The sequence below is a fragment of the Enhydrobacter sp. genome, assembly GCA_025808875.1.
Lineage (GTDB): Bacteria > Pseudomonadota > Alphaproteobacteria > Reyranellales > Reyranellaceae > Reyranella.
The window spans coordinates 3,651,479-3,676,188 of record CP075528.1; the positions used below are offsets into that span (position 1 = coordinate 3,651,479).

At 67.2% G+C, this 24,710-nt stretch carries 24 protein-coding genes; 10 read left to right on the plus strand and 14 right to left on the minus strand.

Going from position 1 to position 24,710, the window contains the following annotated elements:
- Window positions 1–171 precede the first annotated feature (171 nt).
- Complete coding sequence (locus tag KIT25_18165) at window positions 172–1,563, minus strand: metallophosphoesterase (protein ID UYN93958.1); 1,392 nt, start codon at window positions 1,561–1,563, stop codon at window positions 172–174.
- A 53-nt stretch (window positions 1,564–1,616) separates the two neighbouring features.
- Between KIT25_18165 and mtnA the strand changes: the two genes are divergently transcribed.
- Both mtnA and KIT25_18175 read left to right on the plus strand, forming a co-directional pair.
- Window positions 1,617–2,711, plus strand: a complete 1,095-nt coding sequence (mtnA, locus tag KIT25_18170) for an S-methyl-5-thioribose-1-phosphate isomerase (protein ID UYN93959.1) — start codon at window positions 1,617–1,619, stop codon at window positions 2,709–2,711.
- 10 nt (window positions 2,712–2,721) lie between these two features.
- Window positions 2,722–3,906 (plus strand): MFS transporter, encoded by a 1,185-nt coding sequence (locus KIT25_18175; protein ID UYN93960.1) that lies wholly within the window; start codon window positions 2,722–2,724, stop codon window positions 3,904–3,906.
- On the opposite strand, the gene fumC is transcribed toward KIT25_18175, so the two are convergent.
- Entirely contained in the window at window positions 3,907–5,304 is a 1,398-nt protein-coding gene (fumC, locus tag KIT25_18180) for a class II fumarate hydratase (protein UYN97980.1), read from the minus strand.
- Window positions 5,305–5,412: 108 nt separating this feature from the next.
- Between fumC and KIT25_18185 the strand changes: the two genes are divergently transcribed.
- From KIT25_18185 to KIT25_18200, 4 genes are read left to right on the plus strand one after another with little or no spacing between them, the layout of a single operon-like run.
- Complete coding sequence (locus tag KIT25_18185; GenBank protein UYN93961.1) at window positions 5,413–5,808, plus strand: hypothetical protein; 396 nt, start codon at window positions 5,413–5,415, stop codon at window positions 5,806–5,808.
- Window positions 5,805–7,289 carry a malate dehydrogenase (quinone) gene (gene mqo, locus KIT25_18190; protein ID UYN93962.1) on the plus strand — a complete coding sequence of 495 codons (1,485 nt, stop codon included), beginning with the start codon at window positions 5,805–5,807 and terminating at the stop codon, window positions 7,287–7,289. Before KIT25_18185 ends, mqo begins: the two co-directional genes overlap by 4 nt.
- Window positions 7,286–8,524 carry a threonine/serine exporter family protein gene (locus KIT25_18195; protein UYN93963.1) on the plus strand — a complete coding sequence of 413 codons (1,239 nt, stop codon included), beginning with the start codon at window positions 7,286–7,288 and terminating at the stop codon, window positions 8,522–8,524. The genes mqo and KIT25_18195 overlap by 4 nt, the downstream gene beginning before the upstream one ends.
- Window positions 8,521–9,207, plus strand: coding sequence for an alpha/beta fold hydrolase (locus KIT25_18200; GenBank protein ID UYN93964.1), 687 nt, complete (start codon window positions 8,521–8,523; stop codon window positions 9,205–9,207). The genes KIT25_18195 and KIT25_18200 overlap by 4 nt, the downstream gene beginning before the upstream one ends.
- A gap of 324 nt (window positions 9,208–9,531) precedes the next feature.
- On the opposite strand, the gene KIT25_18205 is transcribed toward KIT25_18200, so the two are convergent.
- Genes KIT25_18205 through KIT25_18215 form a run of 3 tightly spaced genes read right to left on the minus strand, consistent with a single transcriptional unit; the run spans window position 9,532 to window position 12,027 of the window.
- Window positions 9,532–10,413 (minus strand): DUF3592 domain-containing protein, encoded by an 882-nt coding sequence (locus tag KIT25_18205; protein UYN93965.1) that lies wholly within the window; start codon window positions 10,411–10,413, stop codon window positions 9,532–9,534.
- Window positions 10,413–11,162, minus strand: coding sequence for an SDR family oxidoreductase (locus tag KIT25_18210; protein ID UYN93966.1), 750 nt, complete (start codon window positions 11,160–11,162; stop codon window positions 10,413–10,415). Before KIT25_18210 ends, KIT25_18205 begins: the two co-directional genes overlap by 1 nt.
- Before the next feature lie 7 nt (window positions 11,163–11,169).
- The gene (locus KIT25_18215; GenBank protein UYN93967.1) at window positions 11,170–12,027 is read right to left on the minus strand and encodes an aldose 1-epimerase; all 858 of its coding nucleotides are present in this window, start codon (window positions 12,025–12,027) and stop codon (window positions 11,170–11,172) included.
- Between the two features lie 71 nt (window positions 12,028–12,098).
- On the opposite strand from KIT25_18215, the gene KIT25_18220 reads away from it, so the two are divergent.
- On the plus strand, window positions 12,099–12,872 hold the full coding sequence (locus KIT25_18220; protein UYN97981.1) for a 2,4-dihydroxyhept-2-ene-1,7-dioic acid aldolase: 774 nt from the start codon (window positions 12,099–12,101) through the stop codon (window positions 12,870–12,872).
- Window positions 12,873–12,935: 63 nt separating this feature from the next.
- On the opposite strand, the gene KIT25_18225 is transcribed toward KIT25_18220, so the two are convergent.
- The 5 genes from KIT25_18225 to KIT25_18245 form a co-directional block, all read right to left on the minus strand.
- Entirely contained in the window at window positions 12,936–13,715 is a 780-nt protein-coding gene (locus KIT25_18225; GenBank protein ID UYN93968.1) for an ABC transporter permease, read from the minus strand.
- Window positions 13,712–14,494, minus strand: coding sequence for an ABC transporter ATP-binding protein (locus KIT25_18230; protein ID UYN93969.1), 783 nt, complete (start codon window positions 14,492–14,494; stop codon window positions 13,712–13,714). Before KIT25_18230 ends, KIT25_18225 begins: the two co-directional genes overlap by 4 nt.
- On the minus strand, window positions 14,494–15,495 hold the full coding sequence (locus KIT25_18235; GenBank protein UYN97982.1) for an ABC transporter substrate-binding protein: 1,002 nt from the start codon (window positions 15,493–15,495) through the stop codon (window positions 14,494–14,496). The genes KIT25_18230 and KIT25_18235 overlap by 1 nt, the downstream gene beginning before the upstream one ends.
- Window positions 15,496–15,576: 81 nt before the next feature.
- Window positions 15,577–17,337 carry a glucan ABC transporter ATP-binding protein/ permease gene (locus KIT25_18240; GenBank protein ID UYN93970.1) on the minus strand — a complete coding sequence of 587 codons (1,761 nt, stop codon included), beginning with the start codon at window positions 17,335–17,337 and terminating at the stop codon, window positions 15,577–15,579.
- Window positions 17,338–17,342: 5 nt separating this feature from the next.
- Window positions 17,343–18,524 (minus strand): amidohydrolase, encoded by a 1,182-nt coding sequence (locus KIT25_18245; GenBank protein ID UYN93971.1) that lies wholly within the window; start codon window positions 18,522–18,524, stop codon window positions 17,343–17,345.
- Window positions 18,525–18,571: 47 nt separating this feature from the next.
- Between KIT25_18245 and KIT25_18250 the strand changes: the two genes are divergently transcribed.
- Window positions 18,572–19,528: a threonine dehydratase gene (locus tag KIT25_18250; protein ID UYN93972.1), complete on the plus strand. Its 957-nt coding sequence runs from the start codon at window positions 18,572–18,574 to the stop codon at window positions 19,526–19,528.
- Here the strand turns inward: KIT25_18250 and KIT25_18255 are convergent.
- Entirely contained in the window at window positions 19,501–19,992 is a 492-nt protein-coding gene (locus KIT25_18255; GenBank protein UYN93973.1) for an Lrp/AsnC family transcriptional regulator, read from the minus strand. The two genes, KIT25_18250 and KIT25_18255, sit on opposite strands and share 28 nt — an antisense overlap.
- A gap of 105 nt (window positions 19,993–20,097) precedes the next feature.
- On the opposite strand from KIT25_18255, the gene phhA reads away from it, so the two are divergent.
- Window positions 20,098–20,844, plus strand: coding sequence for a phenylalanine 4-monooxygenase (gene phhA, locus KIT25_18260; protein UYN93974.1), 747 nt, complete (start codon window positions 20,098–20,100; stop codon window positions 20,842–20,844).
- An 11-nt stretch (window positions 20,845–20,855) separates the two neighbouring features.
- Here phhA and KIT25_18265 read toward each other — a convergent pair whose 3' ends face one another.
- Complete coding sequence (locus KIT25_18265) at window positions 20,856–21,962, minus strand: aromatic ring-hydroxylating dioxygenase subunit alpha (protein UYN93975.1); 1,107 nt, start codon at window positions 21,960–21,962, stop codon at window positions 20,856–20,858.
- Between the two features lie 41 nt (window positions 21,963–22,003).
- On the opposite strand from KIT25_18265, the gene KIT25_18270 reads away from it, so the two are divergent.
- On the plus strand, window positions 22,004–22,399 hold the full coding sequence (locus KIT25_18270; protein ID UYN93976.1) for a RidA family protein: 396 nt from the start codon (window positions 22,004–22,006) through the stop codon (window positions 22,397–22,399).
- Between the two features lie 2 nt (window positions 22,400–22,401).
- Here KIT25_18270 and KIT25_18275 read toward each other — a convergent pair whose 3' ends face one another.
- Window positions 22,402–23,322 (minus strand): SMP-30/gluconolactonase/LRE family protein, encoded by a 921-nt coding sequence (locus tag KIT25_18275; GenBank protein ID UYN93977.1) that lies wholly within the window; start codon window positions 23,320–23,322, stop codon window positions 22,402–22,404.
- Window positions 23,322–24,710 carry an aminotransferase class III-fold pyridoxal phosphate-dependent enzyme gene (locus KIT25_18280; protein ID UYN93978.1) on the minus strand — a complete coding sequence of 463 codons (1,389 nt, stop codon included), beginning with the start codon at window positions 24,708–24,710 and terminating at the stop codon, window positions 23,322–23,324. Before KIT25_18280 ends, KIT25_18275 begins: the two co-directional genes overlap by 1 nt.

Below are 24,710 nucleotides of genomic sequence, written 5' to 3' on the forward strand. Positions count from 1 at the left end.
TTGGCGGTTCGCTCGGCCGAGATATCGGCGACGCATCGCCGCCCCTGTGGATGAGTGGACACCGAGGACTGCAGGGGACTGTGCGGATTCGTGGACGAATCGCCTCGGATGCCGATGCCATCGGCATCGGAGCGGTCCTCGCCGGTGAGGACTCGGCGGGGACGCCGAAGTCTAGCGGCAACGCGGTCCGGGTGGGGCCTCCCGCGCGACATCGCAGGCGAATTGCCGTTCGCCGTCGGGATCGTGGATCGTGAGCGAAGCGTCGGGCCCGGGTACGAGCACGCCGAAGCCGAATTTCGCCCAGACCTGGGCGCGCAGGGTGGTGCGCCCTCGCGCGACCGGTCGCCAGACTCCGTCGCGGTCCGCCTCGAGGCGGTGATCGTCGAAGGCGACGACCGCCGCGCCGGGAGGCTGAAGATGGAGTGGGAAGGAGTCGAGTGCGGTGCCGGAATTGCCGACGGTGAGTTGAGTCACGACGCGATCGCCGCCCAGCGTCGCGGGCACGACGTCAACGCTCTGGAAGGCATGGATATGGCCGGCGAGCACCACCGTGCGCCACCCGCTCGCTCTGATACGGTCGGCGATGGTGCGCAGGCCGCCGCTGTCGGCGACGGCCTCGCCCGAACAGCGCCGCGCACAGACCGAATAGGCGGGGTCGTGGGTCACGACGAGTACGGCGGAGGCCGGCGGTCCCAGCAGCGATCCCGCGTCGCGCGCGATGTCGTCGGCGAGCGCCCGCCAGGCGCCATGGACGGCGCTGCGCACCGCCGGGAAGGCATTGTCGGCGTTCGACGAATCGACATTGACCAAGGTGAGGCCCGTCAAGCGCACGATGGCGCGACGATGCACGACCTCGCACGCGACGGGACCGTCGCCGAAATAGTAGGTCCAGCCGAAGCCGCCGCGCTCGCAATCCTCGTGGTTGCCGCGCACAAACACCCAGGGCGCCTTCGGCAGGAGATTGCGTGCCGGAGCGAAGAACTCGGCACGCCAAGTCTCTCCACGGTCGCCGTAGAGGCCGGGCGCGCACTCCTTCGAATCACCGAGACACGGCGCCTCGCGATAGTAGTAGTCCCCGACATGGACGATGAGGCCGGGATCGCGCGCCGACGCGGCATCGGCGATGCGGGCAAACGGCCATTCGCGCGGATCGGTGCAGGCCTGCTGCTTGTAGTATGTGACGCGGCAGCCGGTATCTCCCAGCACCGCAATGCGCGCCGGGTCCCGCGAAATCGACTGATCGAGCAGCACGTGCCCGCCTGAGGCGATGCGAAGGCGCATCGTCGCACCGAGCGGTCGCCGCTCCTCGCACATGCGCCCGAAAATCGCCGCCCTGGGATCGGCGCGCTCGCGCATCGGCGCAGTGATGCCGTCGACGGTGATCGTGGGACAACTTCCGTCAGGCCCGATCAGCACCCGTGCGATCAGTTCCGGGTCGTCGCCATGTCCGAACTGCGTCCAGGCGACCGGCGGAGGGTCGTCGCCCGCCGGCGACGGTGCGGTGCAGCCGCCAAACGTCAACAGCACGGCCGACAGCACGGCCCAGGCGATCCTGCTCCCCATGCCGCGATCCTAGTGCGCTTGACCTGCGCCGGGCGAGCGCGGAATAACGAGGCGTGAAAGTCGACGGGAAATCCTATCGCACGATTTGGCTCGGTGCCGACGGCCGCACCGTCCAGGTCATCGACCAGACCCTGCTGCCGCACCGTTTCGTCGTCCGCGACCTCGCGACCATGGAGGATTCGGAGCGGGCGATCCGCACCATGATCGTCCGGGGCGCGCCGCTGATCGGCGCGGCCGCGGCCTACGGCGTGGCGCTCGCCATGTCGGCCGACCCGTCCGACGGGATGCTCGCCCATGCCCACGACGTGTTGCTTGGCTCGCGGCCCACTGCCGTGAATCTGCGCTGGGCGCTCGACGATTTGCGCGCCCTTCTGGACCCTCTGCCACTGGCGAAGCGACGCGAGGCCGCCTACCGGCGCGCGGCCGAAATTTGCGACGAGGATGCCGAGATCTGCCGGCGCATCGGCAAGAACGGCCTCGACATCATCCGCGGGCTGAAGCCTCGCGGCGAGCGGATCAATGCATTGACCCACTGCAACGCCGGCTGGCTCGCCACCGTCGACTGGGGCACGGCGCTGGCGCCGATCTACCAGGCGCACGACGCGGGCATCCCTATCCATGTCTGGGTCGACGAGACGCGGCCGCGCAACCAGGGCGCCAGCCTGACGGCCTGGGAGCTCGGCAAGCACGGCGTGCCGCACACCGTGATCGCCGACAACGCCGGCGGCCATCTGATGCAGCATGGCAAGGTCGACTTCGTGATCACCGGAACCGACCGCACAACCCGCCGCGGCGACGTCTGCAACAAGATCGGCACCTACCTGAAGGCGCTCGCTGCGCACGACAACGGCGTGCCGTTCTACGTCGGCCTACCCTACCCCACCATCGACTGGACGATCGAGGACGGACATCGCGACATCCCGATAGAGGAGCGCAGTGCCGCCGAGGTGTCGCGCATCGCCGGACGTACGCCGTCCGGCGAGGTCGTGACGGTCGACGTGCTGCCCGAGGGCAGCGCCGCCGCCAACCCCGCCTTCGACGTCACGCCGGCACGCCTCGTGACGGCCCTGATCACCGAGCGCGGCGTCTGCGCCGCCAGCGAGGCCGGCCTGCTGACGCTCTATCCGGAGCAGGCGAGCGCAGCGTGACCGAGGCGGCGTGATCACGATCCCCGCGGCTCGCGTCACTCTCGGCCTCGGCTTCACCCAGATCGTCGGCTGGGGCACCACCTTCCTGATGCCATCTGTGCTCGGCCGCCGCATCGAGCAGGATCTCGCGATCCCGAGCGAGGTCGTCTATGGCGGCATTACGGTGATGTTCAGCGTCGGTGCGCTGTTCGCGCCGCGCGTCGGCCGCTTGATCGACCGCAACGGAGCGCGCGGCCTCATGACGGTGGGCTCGGTGCTCTACGCCCTGGCGCTCGCGGCGCTGGCCTTTTCTCAGGGCATCGTGAGCTACCTCGCCTGCTGGGCGGCGATGGGCGTGGCTTCGACCCTGGCGCTCAACACGCCGGCCAGCATCGCCCTTGCCCAGGCGGCGGGAGCGCGGGCGCGCCAAGCGATCGCGTTGCTCGCCATCATCGGCGGCTTTGCCTCGACGGTGTTCTGGCCGATCTCCGAGGCGCTGGCCGCGCTCGCCGGTTGGCGCGGCGTGTTGCTGGCCTATGCCGGCATACACCTCCTGGCCTGTGCGCCGATCCATCTGCTGACCTTGCCGCGCCGCCCGCCGCCCGTGACGGCCGCCGAGTCGGCGACGATCGGCACCGACCCCACCCCGGCGCGCCACGCCCGGCTGTTTCTGCTGCTCTCCCTGGCCTTCTCGTGCGGTGCCTTCATCTTCACCGGCTTCATCGTGCATGCCATCGGCATGCTGGGCGGGCTCGGCCACGATGCGGCTTCGGCGCTGCTGCTCGCTTCGCTGATCGGCCCCGCCCAGGTGGGCGTGCGTCTGATCGAGCTCGGCTTCGGTCATCGCTACTCGATCATGAATTCGGCGCTGTTCGCCGCCGCGGCCTTGCCGCTGGGGCTGGGCCTCGCCTGGCTGGCCGGCGGCAGCTTCGTGGTCGCGCTGATCTGCATCGTGGCCTACGGCATCGCCAACGGCCTGAAGGCCGTGCTGCGTGCCACGCTGCCGCTCGCCCTGTTCGGCCGCGCGCAATTCGGCAGCTACATGGGGCGGCTCGCCCTGCCGCAGGGTATCGTCTCGGCGGCCGCGCCTCCGGTGCTCGCCTTCGTCATGGCCGAAGCGGGAGCGGAAGGCGTGCTGGGCCTCTGCTTCCTGATCGCCGCGGTCGCGCTCGCCGCGACGGTGGCGCTGGCGCGGCTGGCACGCTCCGTCCGCTGATCACTTCTCTGTTGCGACGTAGGGTCGGACCATCTTCTTCGGGTCGACGACGCGGTCGAACTCGGCTTCGTTGACGAAGCCGAGCTTCAATGCCGCCGCCTTGAGTGTGAGGTCGTGATCCATCGCGTAATGGGCGATCTGGGATGCCTTGTCGTAGCCGATCACTGGCGCGAGCGCCGTCACGAGCATCAACGAACGCTCGACATACTCGGCAATCTTCTTCGTGTTCGGCTGCGTGCCCTCGACGAGGAACTTGCGGAAGTTGGTGCAGCCGTCGGTCATCAGGGTGATCGAATGGGTGATGTTGTAGATGATCAAAGGCTTGTAGACGTTCATCTCGAGATAGCCGCCGGCGCCGCCGAAACCCACCGCAACGTCGTTGGCCATGACCTGAACGGCGACCATGGTCAGCGCCTCGGCCTGCGTGGGATTGACCTTGCCTGGCATGATCGACGATCCGGGTTCGTTCTCCGGGATGTGCAGCTCGGCGAAGCCGGCGCGCGGGCCGCACGACATCAGGCGGATGTCGTTGGCGATCTTGTAGAGCGAGTTGGCAAGCGTTCGGAACGTGCCGGAAAGCTGCACCAGCGCATCGTGCGCGCCCTGTACCGTGAACTTGTTGGGCGCCGACACGAACGGCAGGCTGGTGAGCCTGGCAAGCTCGGCGGCCGCGGCCGCGGCAAAGCCCGGCGCGGCATTGATGCCCGTACCGACCGCGGTGCCGCCCAGCGCCAGGTGGTAGACGCCCTTCAGCGCGTCCTGCAGCCGCTCGAGATTGTCAGCCAGCATGCCGGCATAACCCGACCATTCCTGGCCGAGCGTCACCGGCGTGGCATCCTGCATGTGGGTGCGTCCGATCTTGACGATGTCGTCCCATTGCCTCGCCTTGGCGTCGATGGCGTCATGCAGTGCCTTGACCGCGGGAATGAGCCGCGACGTCGTCTCGACCGCCGCCGCCACATACATCGCCGACGGGAAGCTGTCGTTCGACGACTGGGACATGTTGACGTGGTCGTTCGGATGCACCGGCTTCTTGCTGCCGAGCGGCGTGCCGCCGAGCTGGCAGCAGCGGTTGGAGATCACCTCGTTGACATTCATGTTGAATTGCGTGCCCGAGCCGGTCATCCAGACATGCAGCGGAAACATGTCGTGATGCTGTCCCGCCAGGATCTCGTCGCAGGCCTGCACGATCAGCTTGTGGACCTTGTCGTCGAGCCGCCCGCCGGCGCGGTTGGCGTTGGCCGCCGCCTTCTTGAGCTGGGCATAGGCGGTGATCATCTCACGCGGGATCAGGTCCTTGCCGATGCTGAAATGCTCGAGCGAGCGCTGGGTCTGCGCGCCCCACAGCTTGTCGGCCGGCACGCTGACTTCGCCCAGACTGTCGGTTTCCTTGCGCATATCGGCCATGGATATTCCCGCTGCTATACTGTCCCCAAACACGCTAACAAAGGCGACGAACGCACGAAAGAGCGCTACGCTGCGATTGGGGAGTTGAGTGGCAGGGCAATGATACGCTGTATCCGCATATGGACGGGGGACGACCAGCAATCGCATTTCGAGGAGGGCTGGATCACCCTCGGTGGTGGCACCCGCGGTGATCTGCTGAGCGGCAAGATCCCGGCGATCTCGGTATCTATGCAGGAAACGGCGTCGGGCGGCACCTTCGACTGGCACACGGCGCCGGTGCGCCAACTGGTGATCACGCTGAGCGGCACGCTCGATTTCCAGACGCGGGCCGAGCAGCATTTCACCCTCGAGCCCGGTGTCGTCCTGCTGGCCGAGGACACTTCGGGCGGCGGCCATTCCTGGCGGCTGATCGACGAGGAGCCCTGGCGGCGCATCTACGTGGTGCTGGGGCCGGGCGCCGAGGTCCCCTTCAAGGCGGGAGAGGTCGATCGATGACCAACGACAAAGTCGACGTGGTGTTGGTCGGCGCCGGCATCATGAGCACCACGCTCGGCGTCTTTCTCAAGGAGCTGCAGCCGCACCTCAGGCTCGAGATGATCGAGCGCATGCCGGGCGAGGCCCAGGAGAGCTCGGGCGCCTGGAACAACGCCGGCACCGGCCACGCCGCCAACTGCGAGCTGAACTACACGCCGATGCGCGCCGACGGCAGCATCGACATCGCCAAGGCGCTCGAGGTCAACGTCGAGTTCGACCTGTCGCGGCAATTCTGGTCGTACCTGATCAGGAAAGGCGCCATCGCCTCGCCCGACAGCTTCATCCATCCCGTGCCGCATATGAGCTTCGTGATCGGAGGCGACCGCCAGGCTTTTCTCAAGAAGCGTCACGCCGCGATGAGCGCCCACCCCTGCTATCACGGTATGGAGTATTCCGAGGACTATTCGAAGATCGCCGAATGGGCGCCGCTGGTCATGCGCGGCCGCGACCCTGGCCAGCCGGTGGCCGCCACGCACATCGTCAACGGGGCCGATGTGAACTACGGCGCGCTGACCCGAAACCTGCTGGACTATCTGCGCAAGCAGGACCGCTTTTCGGTGCACTTCTCGCAGCACGTCGAACATCTCCATCGCCTGCCTGGCGGCGGCTGGCGCGTCGACGTCAAGAACGAGGCCACCGGCGAGAAGCGGTCGATCGACACGCACTACGTCTTCCTGGGAGCGGGTGGCGGTGCGCTACCGCTCCTGCAGAAATCCGGCATTCCCGAGTCGCGCGGCTTTGCCGGCTTCCCGGTGAGCGGGATTTGGCTGCGCTGCGACAAGCCCGAGGTGGTCGATCGCCACGTCGCCAAGGTCTACGGCATGGCGGCGGCGGGATCGCCGCCGATGTCGGTACCCCATCTCGACACCCGAATCATCGACGGCAAGCGCTGGCTGCTGTTCGGCCCCTACGCCGGCTTTTCGACCAAGTTCCTCAAGCACGGCTCGTTCTTCGACCTGCCGATGTCGATACGGCCTGCCAACATCCTGCCCCTGCTGGCTGTCGCGCGAGACAACTTCCCGCTCGAGGAGTACCTGATGGGGCAGGTCTTTCAGACCTCGAGCCATCGCTACAAGGCCTTGCGCGAGTTCTATCCCGAGATGAGGGAGGCGGATTGGGAGCTCTCCGTTGCCGGCCAGCGTGTCCAGATCATCAAGAAGGACCGCCTGCGCACGGGCACACTGGAGTTCGGTACCGAGATCGTATCGTCGGCCGACTCCTCGATCGTGGCGCTGCTCGGCGCCTCGCCGGGCGCATCCACGGCGGCGTGGATCATGGTCCACATGCTGGAGAACTGCTTCCACCAGCAGCTCGTCGGTCACTGGCAGCCCAAGCTCAAGGAGATGATCCCGTCCTACGGCCATGATCTCAGGCAGGACGCCACACTGCTCAAGCGGGTCCGCGCCGAGACGGCAGAGGTCCTGGGCCTGCACAACGCTTGAACGCCGTATCGTCCCTCGACGAAGCCCTGCAAGCGTCGATGCGGCTGGGCAGCATGATGCTGCAGGCCGGCAGTGCCGCCTTTCGCGTCCGCGAATGGATGGAGACGGTGGCGTCCCGGCTCGGTATCGAGCGTCTAGTCGTACACATCTCGGTCGACGGCATGGTCGCGACCGCCTGGCGCGATGGCATGCACGTGACGCTGGCGAGCGACAATGGCCCGCCCGGCATCGACGCATGGCGGCTGGGTGCCCTCGAACGGCTGGCGCGCGATGCCAAGGAAGATCTGACGACTCGAACCCTGGCGGCCGACCTCGATGCCATCGCCGCCGCCGAACCGTTGCGGCCGGCCGTCGTGGTCTCGCTTGCCGTCGGCGTCGCCTCGGGCGCCTTCGCCTATCTCAACGGCGGCAATCCCTCTGGCGTCTTCGCCGCGTTCGCGGCGGGGAGCCTCGGGCAGTTGCTGCGCCTCTTCCTGGCACGCGGCCGGCTCAATCAGTATGCCGTCACCGCGCTTTGCGCCGCCATCGCCGCCGGCCTCTACACCGTGGCCGCCGTTCTGCTGGAGCGCGGCGGGATGCCGCCGCTCGGCGCGGCGGGTTTCATCGCGGCGGCGCTGTTCCTGGTGCCGGGCTTCCCGCTGGTCGCCGCCCTGCTCGACCTGATCCAGCATCAGACCGTCGCTGGCCTCGTGCGGCTCGGCTACGCGTTCTTCATACTGCTCGCCGCCGCTCTCGGCCTCTCCATCGTTGCGGCCATCGTGCCTCCCGGTATCTCCGACGCACCGCCGCCGCCTGTCGACGCTGCCACATATCTGCTGCGCGCCGTCGCTTGCTTCCTGGGCGGCGCCGGCTTCGCCATCCTCTACAACAGTTCGTCGCGCACCGTGTTGGTGGTCGGCGGGCTCGCCTTGATCGGCAACGGAGTTCGGCTCGCGCTGCACGATCACGCCATGGCCCTGCCGCTGGCGACTTTCATCGGCGCCCTGACCGTCGGCCTGCTGGCGTCGTGGCTGCGGCCGCACCTGCACGAACCGCGCATGGCGCTCACCGTGCCCGGCATCATCATCATGGTGCCCGGAATCTATGCCTTCCAGGCGATCGTGCTGTTCGCCACGGGCGATGTGACCCGCGGCCTCGAATCGGCGGTGCTGGCGGGCTTCGTGGTTGGTGCCATGGCGGTGGGACTTGCGGCAGCCCGCTTCATCACCCTGCGCAAGTGGCGCCTCGAAGCGTGACACGGCATCTCGTCCTCCTGCCCGGTTTCATGTGCGACGCCGACCTGTGGACCGACATGGCGCACGACCTCGAGCGACTGGGCGCTCTGCACCACGGCAACGTCTATGCCGACGATACGCTCGAGGGCATGGCCCGGCGCGTGCTGGGGGGAGCGCCGGAGAGGTTCGTGCTCATCGGCTTCTCCATGGGCGGCTTCGTGGCACGCGTGCTCGCGCTGATGGCGCCCGAGCGCGTGACCGGAGTCGCCTTCGTCGCTTCCTCGGCACGTGGCTACTCCGAAGCCGAGCGGATCGCGCGACAGTCGGGCGGCAGGCCCGGCAACCTCCCACCTCGCGCCAACGGCGTCGCGGCCGGCCTGCATCCGGATCGCGAGCGAGATCCCGCGCTGCTCGATCGTCTGCGCAGCATGCAGCGCCGACTCGGTCCCGAGGTACGCAAGCGTCAAGCCGCCCTTGTCCGGTGCGACGGCTATGCGGACCTCGAGCGTATCCGATGTCCGGCCTTGGTCGTGGCCTGCCGCCAGGACCGGTTGCGCAGTTTCGACGAAACCGCGCGCATGGCCCGGCATCTGCCATACGCACGCTTCGAGGTGATCGAGGACTGCGGTCACATGGCACCACTTGAACGGCCGCGCGAGCTCGCCGCATTGCTCGCCGACTGGATCATGGGCGCCGATCTCTAGAATCCTGCCGTCGGGGACGGATACTCGTCGGCCATTGGCGTGCGCTGCGTCCTCGGTGCGTCCACTCGCCGTGGACGGGCCGGATGCCGATGGCATCGGCCTCCGAGGCGATTCGTCCACGAATCCTCATCGTCCCCGGAGTCCAGCGAGTCCACTCATCCACAGGCCGATGTGTCATCGATGTCTCATCGCGCGAGACATCACAAGCCCTTGATCCGACTGATTATTCACCCGGATGTCTCGCTGGCGCATGAGTGTCGGAAAGTCCGCAAGGGCCGAAACTGTCCGTCTTCCGGCGGACAGGCGGAACTCGCAGGAAGACACCTATGTGGGCGCAGCCCTGCGTGACCGCCGGGACAACCAGACGGCGCCGCCGAACAGAAGCACGATCGCCCAGCAGATCGCCGCGGGAAGCCACAAATTGGCAAAGGACACGATGTGGGCATGCATCGGATCCGCCGGATCGTAGACGACCGGCACCCGCTCCCCCACCTCGAAGGATGCGCCCGTGCCGCCGCGTCCGAAGAATTCGATCTCGCGGTCCTGCTGCGTGCGGAAGCGGATGATCGGCGTGTGAGTCGTGCGCTCGACGCTACGACTCGTTTCGCGGCCTGTCGAAGATACCGACGTCTCACGCTCTACGGAGCGGCTTTCGCGGATTTCGACGACGACGCCCTCGGTATGCGTTCCACCGGCATAGAGCGACAGCGCGTTCCATGTGGCCAGGATCCCGACCAGTCCCGCCGCCGCGGCGATGAAGGCGAAGGCGCGTTCCCCCAAGACCGGTAGATCGGCGCCGGTCGAGAGGCCCCAGGCGATGCCGCCGAAGATCAGCCAGAAGCAACCGAAGCCCGCCAGAAGCACCGCCGATTCCCAAAGGCGACCGAACGTGTCGAGCCTGAAGCGGCCGGGATCATCGGGCGCATAGAAGACGGTGACGCGATCGCCGACCGCGAAGTCCGGGACGCCGTTGCCCAGGTCAGTCACCTGCAGGAGCGTGCCGTCGCGCTGTCGGAACTGCACGACCGGCGCGTACATGTCGTCTTCGCGCACCATCTCGACGACACGGCCGTCGGCACGATCGCCGTAGAGCACCAGCCGCAAGCTGCCCCAGCCCAGCGCGAGGCCGCCGGCCACGATCAGCGATCCGATCCCCAGGATCAGCCAGGAGATGCGGCGCCAGGTCGGATCGGCGATCGACGCCACTACGATCGGCCGCCATCGACGGTGAAGTTCTGTGCGGTCACCAACCGGCTGTCATCGGCGGCGAGCCATAGCACCATGCGCGCGATGTCAGGCGGATAGACTTTCTCCTTGAGGCATTGCGCCGCTATCAGGGCGTTCTCGGACTCGGGCGTCAGCCAGAGATCGATTTGGCGCTGGGTCATGATCCAGCCCGGGGTGATGGCGTTCAACCGGATGCCGTCGGGTCCCAGATCGCGCGCCAAGCCGCGCGTCATGCCGATCACCGCGGCCTTGGCTGCCTGGTAGACGGAGAGGTTCGGGGTCATGACGTGATAGCTGACCGAACTGAAATTGACGATCGAACCGCCGCCCGCCCGCTTCATGCCGGGAACGACCGACTGGATGGCGAAGTAAGCGTGGCGCAGATTGACCGCGATCCGCTCGTCCCAGAACGCCGGCGTCACCTCCTCGAGCTTGTGGCGATCGTCGCGCGCGGCGTTGTTGACCAGAACGGTGATCGAGCCATGGGCTCGGGCGATCTCGTCGAGAACGGCCTGGTAGGCCGCCACGTCGCGAATGTCGCAGTGCCGATAGAGCGCGCCGGTCTTGGCCGCCAATGCCGTCGACGCGGCCTCGTCGATGTCAACGAAGGCCACCTTGGCACGCTGCTGGGCGAAGTGCTCGACGATCGAAGCACCGATGCCGCTGCCGCCGCCGGACACGAAGACCGAACGGCCTTCGAGGCTGGGATAGATCGCGAAGTCTGGCATGGCTACCTCATGGCGTGGAAATGCGGAAAGCGACGTGACCGGCGCGCCGGCCTCCGGCCGCCAGCAACGTCCGCGTCACCTGTCCGTTGGGATGACTCACCGGTTCGACGCAAAAGAACGGCTTGCCCGGCGGCACGAAGATCACGAGGCAACGAAACAGGTCGCTGGCCTCGAGGTGCAGGCGGATCCGCCGGCCCGGCCAGACGACGACGGCACGCCCATCCCAGCCTTCGAAGCAATTATCGAGCGGCGCGGCCGCTTCGACCGAGCCGCCATTGGCGAAGTCCCAGTGCGGCGGCAGCGGCGCCTGTCGAACCGGCAGGACTTCCTTGTCGGCGAGCCATACCAGGCGCGCACGGGTCGTCAGAAGCGTATCGGGATCGCGTACGAAGAAGGGATGCAGGCCGAGGCCCGCCGGCACGGCATGCGGTTCACGGTTGTCGATCGTCATGGCGACGGTCAACGCATCGCCGGTCAGCCGGAAGGTTTGCCGGGCCCGATAGCGGAAGGGCCAGCCGGACCGGCCGTCGTGGACGTAGAGCAAATCGGCGGTGCTCTCATCGGCGTGCTCGACCTGCCAGGCCGCCGACCAGCCGTCACCGTGCATGGGATGCCGAATGCCGGGCCAGTTCGGCTCGACCTCGACGCGCCGACCGCCGAAGGCGAGACGGCCATTCGCGATGCGATTGGAGTACGGAACGAGCGGATAGCATGCCGCCTCGTTGCCGCGTCCCGAATCGACCGTGCCCGCCGCCGCGGGCTTCAGGATATCGGCACCATCGACGGTGAAGCGCAGGATGGACCCTCCGGCGGATGGCGCCAGATCGACCGCCAGGCGGCCCGCACTCAACGACAAAACCGTCACCCATCTCTCCGCCGCTGTGTAAACTCGACCGCGATCAACGCGAGCGAGGAAACGCAAAAATGTCGGTGAACATGCTGAAACGACGCCTGCAGGCGGGCAAGGCCTGCGTCAACGGTTGGCTGGCGATTCCCAACGGCTTCTCGGCCGAGACGATGGCGCAGTGCGGCTGGGACAGCGTCACCGTCGACATGCAGCACGGCGTGCAAGACTACCTCTCCATGGTTCAATGCTTCCAGGCGATGGACCGCCATCCCGTCACGCCGCTGGTGCGCGTGCCGTGGAACGAGCCCGGCATCGTCGGCAAGGTGCTGGACGGCGGCGCATGGGGCGTGATCTGCCCGATGGTCAACAATGCCGCAGAGGCCAAGGCGCTGGCTTCCTATTGCCTCTATCCACCCAAGGGCAAGCGCTCCAACGGCCCGATCCGCGCCGGTGCCTACGGCGAGGCGACGCCCTATCAGGCGATCGCCAACGACGAGGTGCTCGTCATCCCCATGATCGAGACGCAGGAGGCGATCGACAATATCGACGCCATCCTCGACGTGCCGGGCATCAGCGGCATCTATGTCGGCCCGTCCGATCTCGGCCTCTCGCTTGGCCTGAAGCCGATGCTCGATCGCGAGGAGCCCCAGATCATGGCGATCTACGACAAACTCCTTGCCGCCACCAAGAAGCGCAACCTGTTCGCCGGCCTGCACAACGGCACGGCGTCCTACGCCGCCAAGATGATCGGCAAGGGCTTCCGGTTCGTGACCATCGCCAACGATTCCGGCCTGATGGCGCAGGCCGCGCGGGCCGCCGTCAACACCGTCCGCAAGGAAGCCGGCGAGCTCGCCGCGAAATGATGCCGGCAGGGCCCCTCTCCATCGCGCGGGGAGGGGCCGAGGAGTGCGCCTCCCGCGGGAGTGTCAGCTCACGATCTCGCCGCGGAACGCCCAGCGCGTCATGCGCTTTTCGACCAACGCGCAGACGGCGTACATCAGCACACCCATGATGGCGATGGCGAACAGGCCGGCGAAGGTGGTGGGGGCGTCGTTTCGGGCGCCGGCGGACAGCATCAAAAAACCGATGCCGCGGTTGCCACCCACCGTCTCCGAGATCACCGAGCCGATGAAGGCGAGCGTGATCGCGACCTTCAGGCTGGCGAAGAGATAGGGCATGGCGCGCGGAATGCCGACCTTGGTCAGGATCTCGGTGCGCGTGGCGCCGAGACTGCGCAGGACGTCCCGCATTTCGGGCTCGATCGTGGCGAGGCCGGTCGCCACATTGACCACGATCGGGAAGAAGCTGATGACGAAAGCAGTGATGATGGCCGGGAGCGCGCCCACGCCCACCCAGATCATCAGGATGGGCACGATCGCGACCTTCGGAATGGCATTGAACGCGATCAGCAGCGGATAGAGGCCCGAATAGACGAACGGCGAGGCGCCGATCGCCAGCCCGAGCAACAGGCCGCCCGCGATCGCCATAAGGAAGCCGACGAGGGTCGTCCACAGCGTGTCCCAGCAGAACCGAAGCAGGATGTCGAGGCGCTCCCAGAACACGACGAATATCTTGCTCGGACGCGGCAGGATGATCTCCGGCACGTCGAACACGACGCAGGCGATCTCCCATACGATCAGCAGGCCGGCCATGACCAGCCAGGGCATGGCGTGCCTCAGTGCCTCGCGCCGGATGTCGGCGGTCATGAATGCTCCTGGTGGATGCGGTCGCGCAGTTCGTGGACGATATCGACGAAGTGAGGCTCGAAGGTTGTCGCCAGCGTGCGTGGCCGGGGAATGTCGATTTTCCTGCTGAGAACGATGCGGCCCGGCCGCCGACTCATTACATAGACTGTGTCTGCGAGAAACGCCGCCTCGCGCAGGTCGTGGGTCACCAGCACTCCCGTGAAGCGCTTCTCGATCCACAGCGCCTGCATCACACCCCACAACTCCTCGCGGGTGAAGGCATCGAGCGCGCCGAACGGCTCGTCGAGCATCAGGAGCTCGGGCTCATGGATCAGCGCGCGGCAGAGGTTGGAACGCTGCTGCATGCCGCCCGAGAGTTGCCAAGGGTACTTCTCGGCAAAGTCGGCGAGCCCGACCGTTCCGAGGAGCTTCATGGCGCGACCAACGTACTCGGCGCGATGACTGCGGAAACGCCGCTTGTGCGGCTCGACCACCTCCATGGGTAGCAGGACATTGTCGAGGGTAGTGCGCCACGGCATCAAGGTCGGGTTCTGGAACGCCATACCGACGCCCTTGATCGGGCCCGTCACCCTCTGCCCGCCGACACGCACCTCTCCGCTGGTTGCCGGCAAAAGGCCGGTGACCAGCTTCATGATGGTCGACTTGCCGCAGCCCGATGGGCCAACTACGGCGATGAACTCGCCCTTGTCGATGCCGAACGTGGCATCGGCGAGGGCGAGTGTCGTTTCCTTGCCGAGTCTGTAGGTGAGGCTGACACCCTTCAGATCGACGAAGGTCACTACTTGGCGACCATCCGGTCGGCCTTGGGCGGCAGGTACTTGCCGGAGAAGACCTTCGCCGGATCGGGCGCTTTCGGCAGGCCGTAGGCATCGGACACGTCCTTGACCGACCGCGCAAAGCGCGCCGGATCGACGTCGCCCATGCCATTGGCCTTGACGTACGGCGTGAAGATGTTGGTCTGCAGCGACAGCTGCAGGCGCTCCGTCTCGAGCGCCTCGTTGATCAGCGGATCGCGCTTCTTGGCGGCGGCGATGCCGACCTTGTTGTCGGCGATGACGTCCTTCCAGCCCTTGATCGTGGCGGCGATGAAGCCCTTCACGGCCTTCTCGTTCTGCGCCATTTCCGGCGAGACGATGATGCCATTGCCGTAGACGTCCATGCCGTAGTCGACGTAGCGCATGGCGACGATGTCGTCGAACGACACGCCGCGGGCCTTGAGATCGAGCATCGACGAGAAGTAGTGACCGGAGATGAAGTCGACGGTCCCCTGCACCAGGCTCTGCTCACGTAGCTGGGGTGTCAGGTTGACGTGCTCCCACTTGGTGATGCCGTTCTTCTTGGCAAAGGCCGGGAAGAGACGGAACGAGGCGTCGAACACCGGCGCGCCGAGCTTCTTGCCTTCCAGGTCCTTGGGCCCCTTGATGCCGCTCTTCTTCAGGGCATAGACGCCGAACGGCGGGAAATCGTAACCCATGAACACGCAGAGGATTTCCTTGCCGGGATTCTTGGCATTGTACTCGATCAAGGCGTTCACGTCGGCGAAGCCGATCTGGTAGGCGCCGGTCGCGACGCGCTGGACGGCGCCGGCCGAGCCCTGGCCCGGATCCATGGTGACGTCGAGCCCCTCGGCCTTGTAGTAGCCCTTCTCCAGCGCCACCAGGAACGGCGACGTCGGACCCTGGAAGACCCAGTCGAGGGTGAATTTGATCGCCGTCTGCGCCTGCGCCGGCACGCCGCCGAGCGCCATCGCGGCAGCCGCCGCGCCGCCCAGCCACTTCATCCACTTGCTCATCGAATGCCCCCTCGGTGCGGTTCCCTGCGCGGACTCTTAGGCGGACGCCGCGCGGCCGCCAAGGGGATATCAGGCAGATTCTATGCCAGCCCGTTGGGTGGCGACGAGATTGGCGAAGGCTCCCTTCCTGCCGAGGAGGGCGTCATAGCCCCCGCTTTCGACCACCCGGCCGTGCTCGAAGACGACCACCTGGTCGGCCTCGCGGATGGTCGACAGCCGATGGGCGATGATGAAGGTGGTTCGGTCCTTCATCAGCACCTTCAGGGCCTTCTGGATACGCGCCTCGGTCACCGCGTCGAGCGCGCTGGTCGCCTCGTCGAGGATCAGGATGGGCGGGTCCTTGAGCAGGGCACGGGCGATGGCCAGGCGCTGGCGCTCGCCGCCCGAGAGGGTGGCGCCGCGTTCGCCGACCAGGGTGTCGTAGCCCTGGGGTTGGCGCTGGATGAAGTCGTGCGCCTCGGCGAGCCGGGCCGCCTGCTCGATCTCGGCCCGGCCGGCATCGGGCTTGCCGATCCGGAGGTTGTCGGCGATCGAGCGGTAGAACATGGTCGAGTCCTGGAATACCACTCCGATGTTGCGGCGAAGCGACTCGAGCCTGATGTCGCGATGGTCGATGCCGTCGATTCGGATCGCACCCGATTGCGGATCCCACATGCGGTGCAGCAGCGACAAGGCGGTGCTCTTGCCCGCTCCGGTGGGTCCGACGAACGCCACCGTCGAGCCGGCGGGAACCCGGAGCGAGAGATGGACCAGCGCGGGGCGCTTGCCGTCGTAGGAGAAGTTCACGTCGTCGAACTCGACCGCGCCACGGAGCCGCCCGACATCGCGCGCCCCGGGCCGATCCTGAACCGTCGATTGGGTATCGAGAACGCGGAAGAAGTCGGCCAGCGCCGGCATCTGGAAGAAGATGCGGCTGACGAACCCGGAGGCTTGGTCCATGCGGCCGATCAACAGGGTGGCGAAGCCCATGAAGCTCACGATTTCGCCGACGCTCGCCTTGCCCTGCGTATAGAGCCATGTGCCGAGCACGAAGATCAGGATCACCGTGACGGTCGAAGCGGCGCGCGTCAGCACCGAGAGCAGGGCCCACCAGTTGAGGACGGGATACTGCGCCGCCAGCGTCTGGCCAATGATGCGGTGGATCTCGCCCGCTTCCGCCGCCAGTCGCACGAAGCTCTGGATCAGATGGACGTTGCCGAGAGCATCGCCGGCGCGGCCGGCCAACTCGCTGTGATACTCCTCGACCTGAGCCTGCAGGCGATCCGTCCTGCTCACCACCCAGGCATTGGCGACGGCGAAGAACACGATGAGCACGATCAGCAGCAGGCCAAGCTGCCAGCTCATGAACAGGCTGAGCGGCAGCATGACGAACAGGGCCACGAAGGTCGCGAGGTTCTCACGGAAGAACGAGAGCCAGATGCCGAACAGATGGTCGACCCCGGTCAGCATGATCTTCAGCAGCCGGCCCGAATGCTGCAGATTGTGGAAGGCGAAGGGCAGTACCAGCACATGCTCGAAGTAGCTCGCCATGGCACCCAGTCGCCGCCGATGCGCCATGCGATCGGCCTGGAGCGAGACCACGATGTTGGCGACGATGCCGCCGATGCCGACCGCGGCCCAAAGGACGAGGAGGTGGACGGCCTCGCGCCACAGCGTCTCCGTGCTCTTGTCGCGGGCGCTCGACAGCAGGTCGACGACCTGTCCGAACAGAACCGGTTCGTAGAACTGAAGCGCCGCCACCACGACGTTGGCGACGGCCAGCACGATCGCCAACCCGCGCTCGGCATGCAGCAGGCCGATGACCCGGCCGTAGACGCGGAAGAACTCCATTCAGGTCAGGTCGCTGCCTGCTCCCCCAGGAAGCGTTCGACGGTGCGGACGAAGAAGCTGACGCCGAACGGGATCGCCATGTCGTTGAAGTCGTAGCGCGAGTTGTGGAGGCCGGCACCCTGGCCGTCGAGGCCGCCGTTGCCCAGCCAGACCATGGCGCCCGGCACCTTCTCCAGCATGTAGGAGAAGTCCTCGGCACCCATGCTCGCCTGCACGTTGTCGCGCACCTTGTCAGGCCCGCAGACGCCGGCCGCCACGTCGATCGCAAAGGCGGCGCGCTGGGCGTTGTTGATGGTCGGCGGGTAGCCGTAGCGGTACTCGACGTCGATCTTCACGCCGTACATGCGCGCGGCACCGTCGCAGATCTCGCGGATGCGCTTCTCGGCGAGCTTGCGTTCCTCGGGCTTGGTGGTGCGGGTCGTGCCGCCGACATGCGCTTCGGTCGGAATCACGTTGTAGGCCGAGCCGCCCTTGACGAAACCGACGGTGACGACGGCGTTGGCGAAGGGATCCATGTTGCGGCTGACGATGGTCTGCAGCGACAGCACCAGGTTGGACGCCACGACCAGGGGATCGGCGCTGAGATGCGGATGGGCGGCATGGCCGCCCGTGCCGGTGATGCGCAGATCCCAGCGGTCGGCCGCCGCCAGCAGCGGGCCGGGCTTGCTGGCGATCATGCCGAGCGGCAGGCCGGGCTTGTTGTGGATGGCGAAGATCGCATCGCAGGGGAACTTGTCGAACAACCCGTCGTCGATCATCGCCTTGCCACCGCCTCCGCCCTCCTCGGCCGGCTGGAAGATGAAGTGCACCGCGCCTTCGAAGTCGCGCTTTTCGGCGAGCAGCTTGGCGGCGCCCAGCAGCATGGCGGTGTGGCCGTCATGGCCGCAGGCATGCATGCGCCCCGTGTTCTGCGAGCGGTGCTCGAAATCGTTGGTTTCGTCCATCGGCAGCGCATCCATGTCGGCGCGCAGCCCGATCGACTTCACCGAGTTGCCCTTGCGCAAGGTGCCGACGACGCCGGTCTTGCCGAGCCCGCGCGTCACCTCGAGGCCCCATTCCTGCAGCTTGGCCGCGACGATGTCGGAGGTGCGGTGCTCCTCGTAGGCAAGCTCGGGATGGGCATGGATGTCACGACGAATGGCGGCGATTTCGCCCTGGACTTCAAGCGCACGCGGCAGGATCGGCATTGACTACTCCGATTGGAACGGGTCGCATCTTAGACCAAAGTGCCGCCATGTTGTCGCTCACGGAGATCGAACAAGCCGCGCAAATCGTGCACACCGCCATGCCGCCGACGCCGCAGTATGCCTGGCCGCTGCTGGCGCAGCGCACGGGCTGCGAGGTCTGGGTGAAGCACGAGAACCACACGCCCATCGGCGCCTTCAAGGTGCGCGGCGGGCTGGTCTACATGCGACGGCTCAAGGAGCGTGCGCCCGCGACGAAGGGCGTGGTCAGCGCCACCCGCGGCAATCACGGCCAGAGCATCGCGCTGGCGGCCGCCCGGGTCGGCATCGCCGCCATCATCGTCGTGCCGCACGGCAATTCGAACGAGAAGAACGCCGCCATGCGTGCCTTCGGCGCCGAGCTGGTCGAGGCAGGGCACGACTTCGATGCGGCCAAGGACACGGCGGCGCAGCTCGCCGGCGAGCGCGGGCTTACCATGGTCCCGTCGTTCCACCGCGATCTGGTGGCCGGCGTCGCGAGCTACGCGCTCGAGCTGTTTCGCGCCGCCCCGCCCCTGGACACGGTGTATGTGCCGATCGGACTCGGCTCGGGCATCTGCGGCGTCATCTCCGCGCGCGATGCGCTCAGTCCCACGACCCGCGTGGTCGGCGTTGTTTCGACCGGGGCGCCGGCCTATGCCCTCTCCTTCGCCGCCGGCAGGCTCGTGCCGACCAACAGCGCCGATACTTTGGCCGACGGCATGGCGGTGCGCGGTCCCGACGCCGAGGCGCTCGCCGTGATCCTCGAGGGTGCCGACCGCATCTGCCAAGTGAGCGACACCGAAGTGATGGCGGCGATGCGTGCCTACTACGAGGACACGCACCAGCTCGCCGAAGGCGCCGGCGCGGCCGCGCTCGCCGCCCTCGCCCAGGAGCGCGACAAGATGAAGGGCCGCCGAGTCGGCCTGATCCTGAGCGGCGGCAACATCGACCGCGCGCTTTACTTACGTGCCTTGAGCGAAGGCTGAGGCGCCCAGGCGAGCTCGCTCTTCACCGCCTGCATGATGAAGGATGAGCGGGTCCCACGGACGCCAGGCATGCGCAACAACGCCTTCATCGCGAATGCGCTGAAGCTCTCGAGATCGGGCGCCAGCACGTGCAGCAGGAAATCCATGTCGCCGGTCACGGCGTAGCAGGCGATCACCTCCGATCTGTCGCGGATCGCCATCTCGAAGGCTTCGACGGTCTTCTCCGAATGATCGTCGAGGGTCACCTGCACCAGCGCCTGCAGCGCCAGCCCGAGCGCGGGCGGGGAAACAAGCGCGGCGTAGCGACCGATCACGCCGTCCTCCTCCAGGCGCTTCACCCGCCGCTGGCAGGGCGTGGGCGAGAGGCCGACCTTGTCGGCGAGGTCGACCATGGCGAGACGGCCGTCGGCCTGCAGGGCCGCCACGATGCGCTTATCGATGTCGTCCAACTCGATCATGGGCATTTTCCCTACTCAGAAGCCGAAACAGGAAGAATAGCTCCAAAATCATCCCTCCGGGACTCCCACTTCGCGCGGATTCCCTCAGCGCTGCCGCCCCATACTGAGCGAATGCACAGTGCCCCGATTGCCAACCTGCGCGGCGACTATGCCGACGTGGCGTCCGACTGGACGGTGCCGCAGCACGCCCGCTACTCGACGGAAGACCAGGAAGTCTGGCGCCTCCTGCTCGACCGCCAGACCGCGCTCGCGCGCCACTACGCCTGCGACGAGTTCCTCGAGGGCCTCGAGACGATCGGCATCGGCGCGCGCATCCCCGACTTCGAGGCGGTGAGCGACCGGCTCGAGCCGTTGACCGGCTGGCGCCTCGTCGGCGTGCCGGGCCTCATCCCCGACGCTGCCTTCTACGATCATCTCGCGCACCGGCGATTCCCGGTGACGGTCTGGATCCGCACGCGCGCCGAACTCGACTACCTGGTCGAACCCGACCTTTTCCACGACTTCTTCGGCCACGTGCCGCTGCTCAGCCTGCCGGTCTTCGCCGACTACATGCAGCTCTACGGCCGGCGCGGCGTCGAGGCGGGATCGAAGATCGACCTGCTCGCCCGGCTCTACTGGTACACGGTCGAGTTCGGCCTGATCCGCACGCGCAAGGGCCTCAAGGCCTACGGCGCCGGCATCCTCTCCTCGGCAGCCGAGGTGAAGCACGCGATCGAAGGCAAGGATGTCGAGCATCTGCCGTTCGAGGCGACGAGCGTGATGCGCCGGCCCTACACGATCGACAGGCTGCAGGGCACCTATTTCGTGCTCGACGACTTCCGTCAGCTCTTCGAGGCGGCGCAGACGCGCATTGCCTGATCGCGCCGCACTCAGCCCAGCACCGCCTCCACCACCATCCTCTGGAACCGGCCGACGAGTTCCTCGGCGCCGGTCAGGAAGCGGCCGCGTTCGGGAATGCCCGCCGCGAGGCCGCGCTGCACCGACGATGTCAGCACATCGTCTTCCTCGCCGACCTGGCGGTTGAACTCGATCAGGTCGCGCGCGAAGCCCTCGTCGACGCCGGGCGCGAAGTACTGCTCGCTGAAGCCCTTGGTGCGCCCCGGCCCGTCCGGCATCCAGACGTCGAGCGACAGGTTCGGGAAGCCCGGATTGACGTTGAGGGTGAGATTCGGAAACAGCAGGTGATACTGCGCCTCCGCCACGTCGCCGCGGACATCGTAGAGCCCGGTCCGGGCCCGGCCCGCCAGCGCCTCGTCGCGCACCCGGCCGGCCTGGCTGAGTATCCAGCCCCGCGCCTCGGCGCGATAGGCATCCGGCCGCACGTCGATGGCGGCGCTGAAGCCCGGATGGGCGATGGGGCAGTGGTAGCACTCGAGATAGTTCTCGAGCATCGTCTTCCAGTTGGCGTCCGAATCCCATTCGGTGCGTGAGTGCAGCCGGAGCGTGCCGAGATCGATGCCGGTGCGTTCGATGAGCGCCGGCAGGCCGCCATAGCGCGCGACGAGCGGCGGCGCGCCGGCGTCGGCGTTGATGAAGGCCCATGGGCCGAGTGTCTCCACGCGCAGCGGCAGCAGCGGATAGTCCTCGACCCGGAAGCCCGGCTCGGCCGCTGTGCGCGGCGCAGCCCTGAGGCCGCCCGCGAGGTCGTAGGTCCAGGCATGGTAGCCGCAACGCAAGGTGCGGGCGTTGCCGCGGCCCTTCATCACCTCGTGGCGGCGATGGCGGCAGACATTGACGAAGGCTGCGAGCCCCGCCTCGTTGCGCAGCACGACGACGGGAATGCTGCCGACATGGCCGGTCACGTAGTCGCCGACCGCCGCCAGCTCCGACAGAGGCGCCATGTAGTGCCAGCTTCGGCGGAAGAGGCGCTCGATTTCGCGCTCGGCGACGGCGGGGGCGGTGTACCAGCGCGCCGGCAGGCTCTCGCCGCGCGCCAGGCCGGCCAACAGTTCTTCTCGCTTTCCCAGGAGGCTCATCGCGGCACTATAATCGCGCCAACCAGGGAAAGGAGACGTCCATGACCATCCGCCGCGTCACATCGCCCGCCGCACCCGAGCCGCCGCCGGAGCGCTGGTCCAACTGCCTCGTCGTCGACGGCATCGCCTACATCTCCGGCATGGTGGCGCGCGGCGCCGACAACCTCGACAAGATGGACGAGTACGAGCAGGCCAAGGTGATCTTCGGCAAGATCAAGGGCCTGGTCGAAGCCGCCGGCGGCGCCATGTCCGACGTGGTCAAGGTCACGATCTACGTCACCGACATCAAGAACAACACCAAGGTCTGGAAGGCGCGCGCCGAAGTCTTCAAGGGCAACTTCCCGGCCTCCACCCTGGTCGAGGTTGCGGCCCTGGCCTCGCCCGAGATCAAGGTCGAGATCGAGGCCATCGCGCACATCGGCAAGGGGCCGCGCTGATCTCAGGCATGCGAGAACATCCTCTTGCCGGCGACCGGCATGGTCGCCCTGAGGATCGTGCCGCCCGGCACCTTGGCGCTCGGCCGCGAGTTCACGACGTAGAGATCGCGGCCCGAGAAGGCGACGTTGGTGCAGAAAATGTCGTCGCCGCAATCGACATGGTGCGTCGGCCGGCCGAGATGATCGAAGCGCCAGGCGGTCGTGCTGGGATGCGCCACCACCAGCCCGCCCTCCTCGTCGAGCGCCATGCCGTCGGGCCCGGCGTGGCCGCCCGACATCTGGATGAACAGCCCGACCTTGCTCGCCATGCCGTCGGCCATCAGCGGCAGGCGCCACACCGCGTTGCCGCGCGTCACGCCGACATAGAGCACGGTCTCGGCCTTGTTCATGACGATGCCGTTGGGACTCGGCACCGTGTTCACCAGCATCGTCAGCCGGCCCGACGGTTCGTAGCGATAGACGCGACCGGTCGGATCGTGCAGGCCGGTCTGGCCCTGGTCGGTGAAGTAGAGATCGCCGTTGGCCGCGAAGAAGAGATCGTTGACCCCCTTGAAGCTCTCCGACGCGCGGGTTTCGATCAGCGGCGTCACCGCGCCGCTCGCGAGGTCGAGCAGCACGATGCCGCGCTTGTAGTCGGCGATGAAGACGCGGCCGTCCTTGTGGATCTTCAGTCCGTTCGGCCAGCCGTCATACTCGGTGACCAGGGTCCAGTCGCCCGCCGGGCTGACGCAGAACACGCGCCCGAAAGGGATGTCGGTGACGTAGAGGTTGCCGCCGCGGTCGAAGCTCGGTCCCTCGAGAAACGAATCGAGCTCCATGCCGACGGCATTGGCGTCGCCCCACGCCGAGCGCCGCTTCTTGCGGAACTTCTCCGGCAACCGCGTGAACTCGGTCGCGGAGACCGGCTTCGTCAGACCGTACATCAAGCCACCTTCACTTCGCGCTCGGCCTTCAGGGCCCGCACCGTCTGGCGCAGCGCATGCACCGTCTTCTCGATCTCCGCGCCGCCGTGCGTCGCCGACACGAAGCCGCCGGGGGCGGCCATGATGTCGACGCCGTGGGTCATCAGCCCCATGCGGATCTTGCCGGTGAGGTTGCCGGCGCCGCGCGCGCCCTTGAGCTTGGCGAACGGCACCTTCTGGGCATCGAAGGTCCGGGGATCGACCGGATCGCCCGACGGGTTGGGATAGATCAGGAAAGTCGAGGATTGGCCGTAGATGCCCCACGGCACGCTCTCCTCGATCAGCACCTGGCGCAGCGCGGAGCGCAGCTCGGCCGCCGTTTTGTTGGCCTTCTCGGCAAGGTCCTCGTCGCGCACCAGCGACAGCGCCACGACGGCGGCCGCGGCCGACAGCGGGTTGGCGTTGTAGGTGCCGGGATGGGCGATCTTCTCCTGGCCCCTGGCCGCCGTCGCCGCATGGTCGATGCGGTCGAGCAGCTCGCGTTTGCCCGCGACCGCGCCGCCCGGCAGCCCGCCGGCGACGATCTTGGCCAGGATGCAGAGGTCGGGCGTGACGCCCAGCGCCTTCTGCGCCCCGCCCGACGACCAGCGGAAGCCGGTGATCACCTCGTCCATCAGCATGACCACGCCGCGCTTCTTCGTGACATCGCGCACCGCCTGCACGAAGCCCGGCGGCAGCGGCACCTGGCCCCACGACGCGCCCGACGGCTCGAACATGACGGCGGCGATGTCGTCGCGCGTCTCGATCAGCTTCACGACGGCGTCGATGTTGTCGGCCGGCATCAGGATGGTGAGGTCGGCCACGCCCTGCGGCACGCCCGGCGTGGTCGTGCCGTCGTAGTGCGAGGTGGCGCCGGCGGCGACGTTGTCGTGCCAGCCGTGGAAGTGGCCGGTGAAGCGCACGATCTTGTCCTTGCCGGTGAAGGCGCGGGCGAGGCGGATCGCCATGTGCGAGGCCTCGGTGCCCGAGGCGGTGAAGCGCACCTTCTCGGCGCAGGGGATCAGCTCGCCCACCAGCTCGGCCCAGCGCACCTCGAGCTCATGGCTCGAGCCGTAGTGCGTGCCGGAATCCATCTGCCGCTTCACCGCCTCGACCACGGCGGGATGCGAATGGCCGAGCAGCATGGCACCGTGGCCGCCGAAATAGTCGACGTACTCGTTGCCGTCGACGTCCCACTTGCGCGGCCCCTTGGCCCGCGCGACGTGGATCGAATAGGGGTCGAGATAGCGCGCGTCGTGGGTGATGCCGCTCGGCAGCACCTTGCGGGCGCGTTCGTACAGTGCGCCGGAGCCCGGGGTGCGGGCGCGGTAGTCGGCGATGATGGCGGAATTGGTCGGCGCGGTGGTCAT

Coding starts and splice junctions, on each gene's coding strand:
- KIT25_18165 (UYN93958.1), bottom strand. CDS start 1,563: ATGGGGAGCAGGATCGCCTGGGCCGTGCTGTCGGCCGTGCTGTTGACG.
- fumC (UYN97980.1), bottom strand. CDS start 5,304: ATGCGCAAGGAAACCGACAGTCTGGGCGAAGTCAGCGTGCCGGCCGAC.
- KIT25_18185 (UYN93961.1), top strand. CDS start 5,413: ATGATACGCTGTATCCGCATATGGACGGGGGACGACCAGCAATCGCAT.
- mqo (UYN93962.1), top strand. CDS start 5,805: ATGACCAACGACAAAGTCGACGTGGTGTTGGTCGGCGCCGGCATCATG.
- KIT25_18210 (UYN93966.1), bottom strand. CDS start 11,162: ATGCCAGACTTCGCGATCTATCCCAGCCTCGAAGGCCGTTCGGTCTTC.
- KIT25_18220 (UYN97981.1), top strand. CDS start 12,099: ATGCTGAAACGACGCCTGCAGGCGGGCAAGGCCTGCGTCAACGGTTGG.
- KIT25_18225 (UYN93968.1), bottom strand. CDS start 13,715: ATGACCGCCGACATCCGGCGCGAGGCACTGAGGCACGCCATGCCCTGG.
- KIT25_18235 (UYN97982.1), bottom strand. CDS start 15,495: ATGAAGTGGCTGGGCGGCGCGGCGGCTGCCGCGATGGCGCTCGGCGGC.
- KIT25_18240 (UYN93970.1), bottom strand. CDS start 17,337: ATGGAGTTCTTCCGCGTCTACGGCCGGGTCATCGGCCTGCTGCATGCC.
- KIT25_18245 (UYN93971.1), bottom strand. CDS start 18,524: ATGCCGATCCTGCCGCGTGCGCTTGAAGTCCAGGGCGAAATCGCCGCC.
- KIT25_18250 (UYN93972.1), top strand. CDS start 18,572: ATGTTGTCGCTCACGGAGATCGAACAAGCCGCGCAAATCGTGCACACC.
- KIT25_18255 (UYN93973.1), bottom strand. CDS start 19,992: ATGCCCATGATCGAGTTGGACGACATCGATAAGCGCATCGTGGCGGCC.
- phhA (UYN93974.1), top strand. CDS start 20,098: ATGCACAGTGCCCCGATTGCCAACCTGCGCGGCGACTATGCCGACGTG.
- KIT25_18265 (UYN93975.1), bottom strand. CDS start 21,962: ATGAGCCTCCTGGGAAAGCGAGAAGAACTGTTGGCCGGCCTGGCGCGC.
- KIT25_18270 (UYN93976.1), top strand. CDS start 22,004: ATGACCATCCGCCGCGTCACATCGCCCGCCGCACCCGAGCCGCCGCCG.
- KIT25_18275 (UYN93977.1), bottom strand. CDS start 23,322: ATGTACGGTCTGACGAAGCCGGTCTCCGCGACCGAGTTCACGCGGTTG.
- KIT25_18280 (UYN93978.1), bottom strand. CDS start 24,710: ATGACCACCGCGCCGACCAATTCCGCCATCATCGCCGACTACCGCGCC.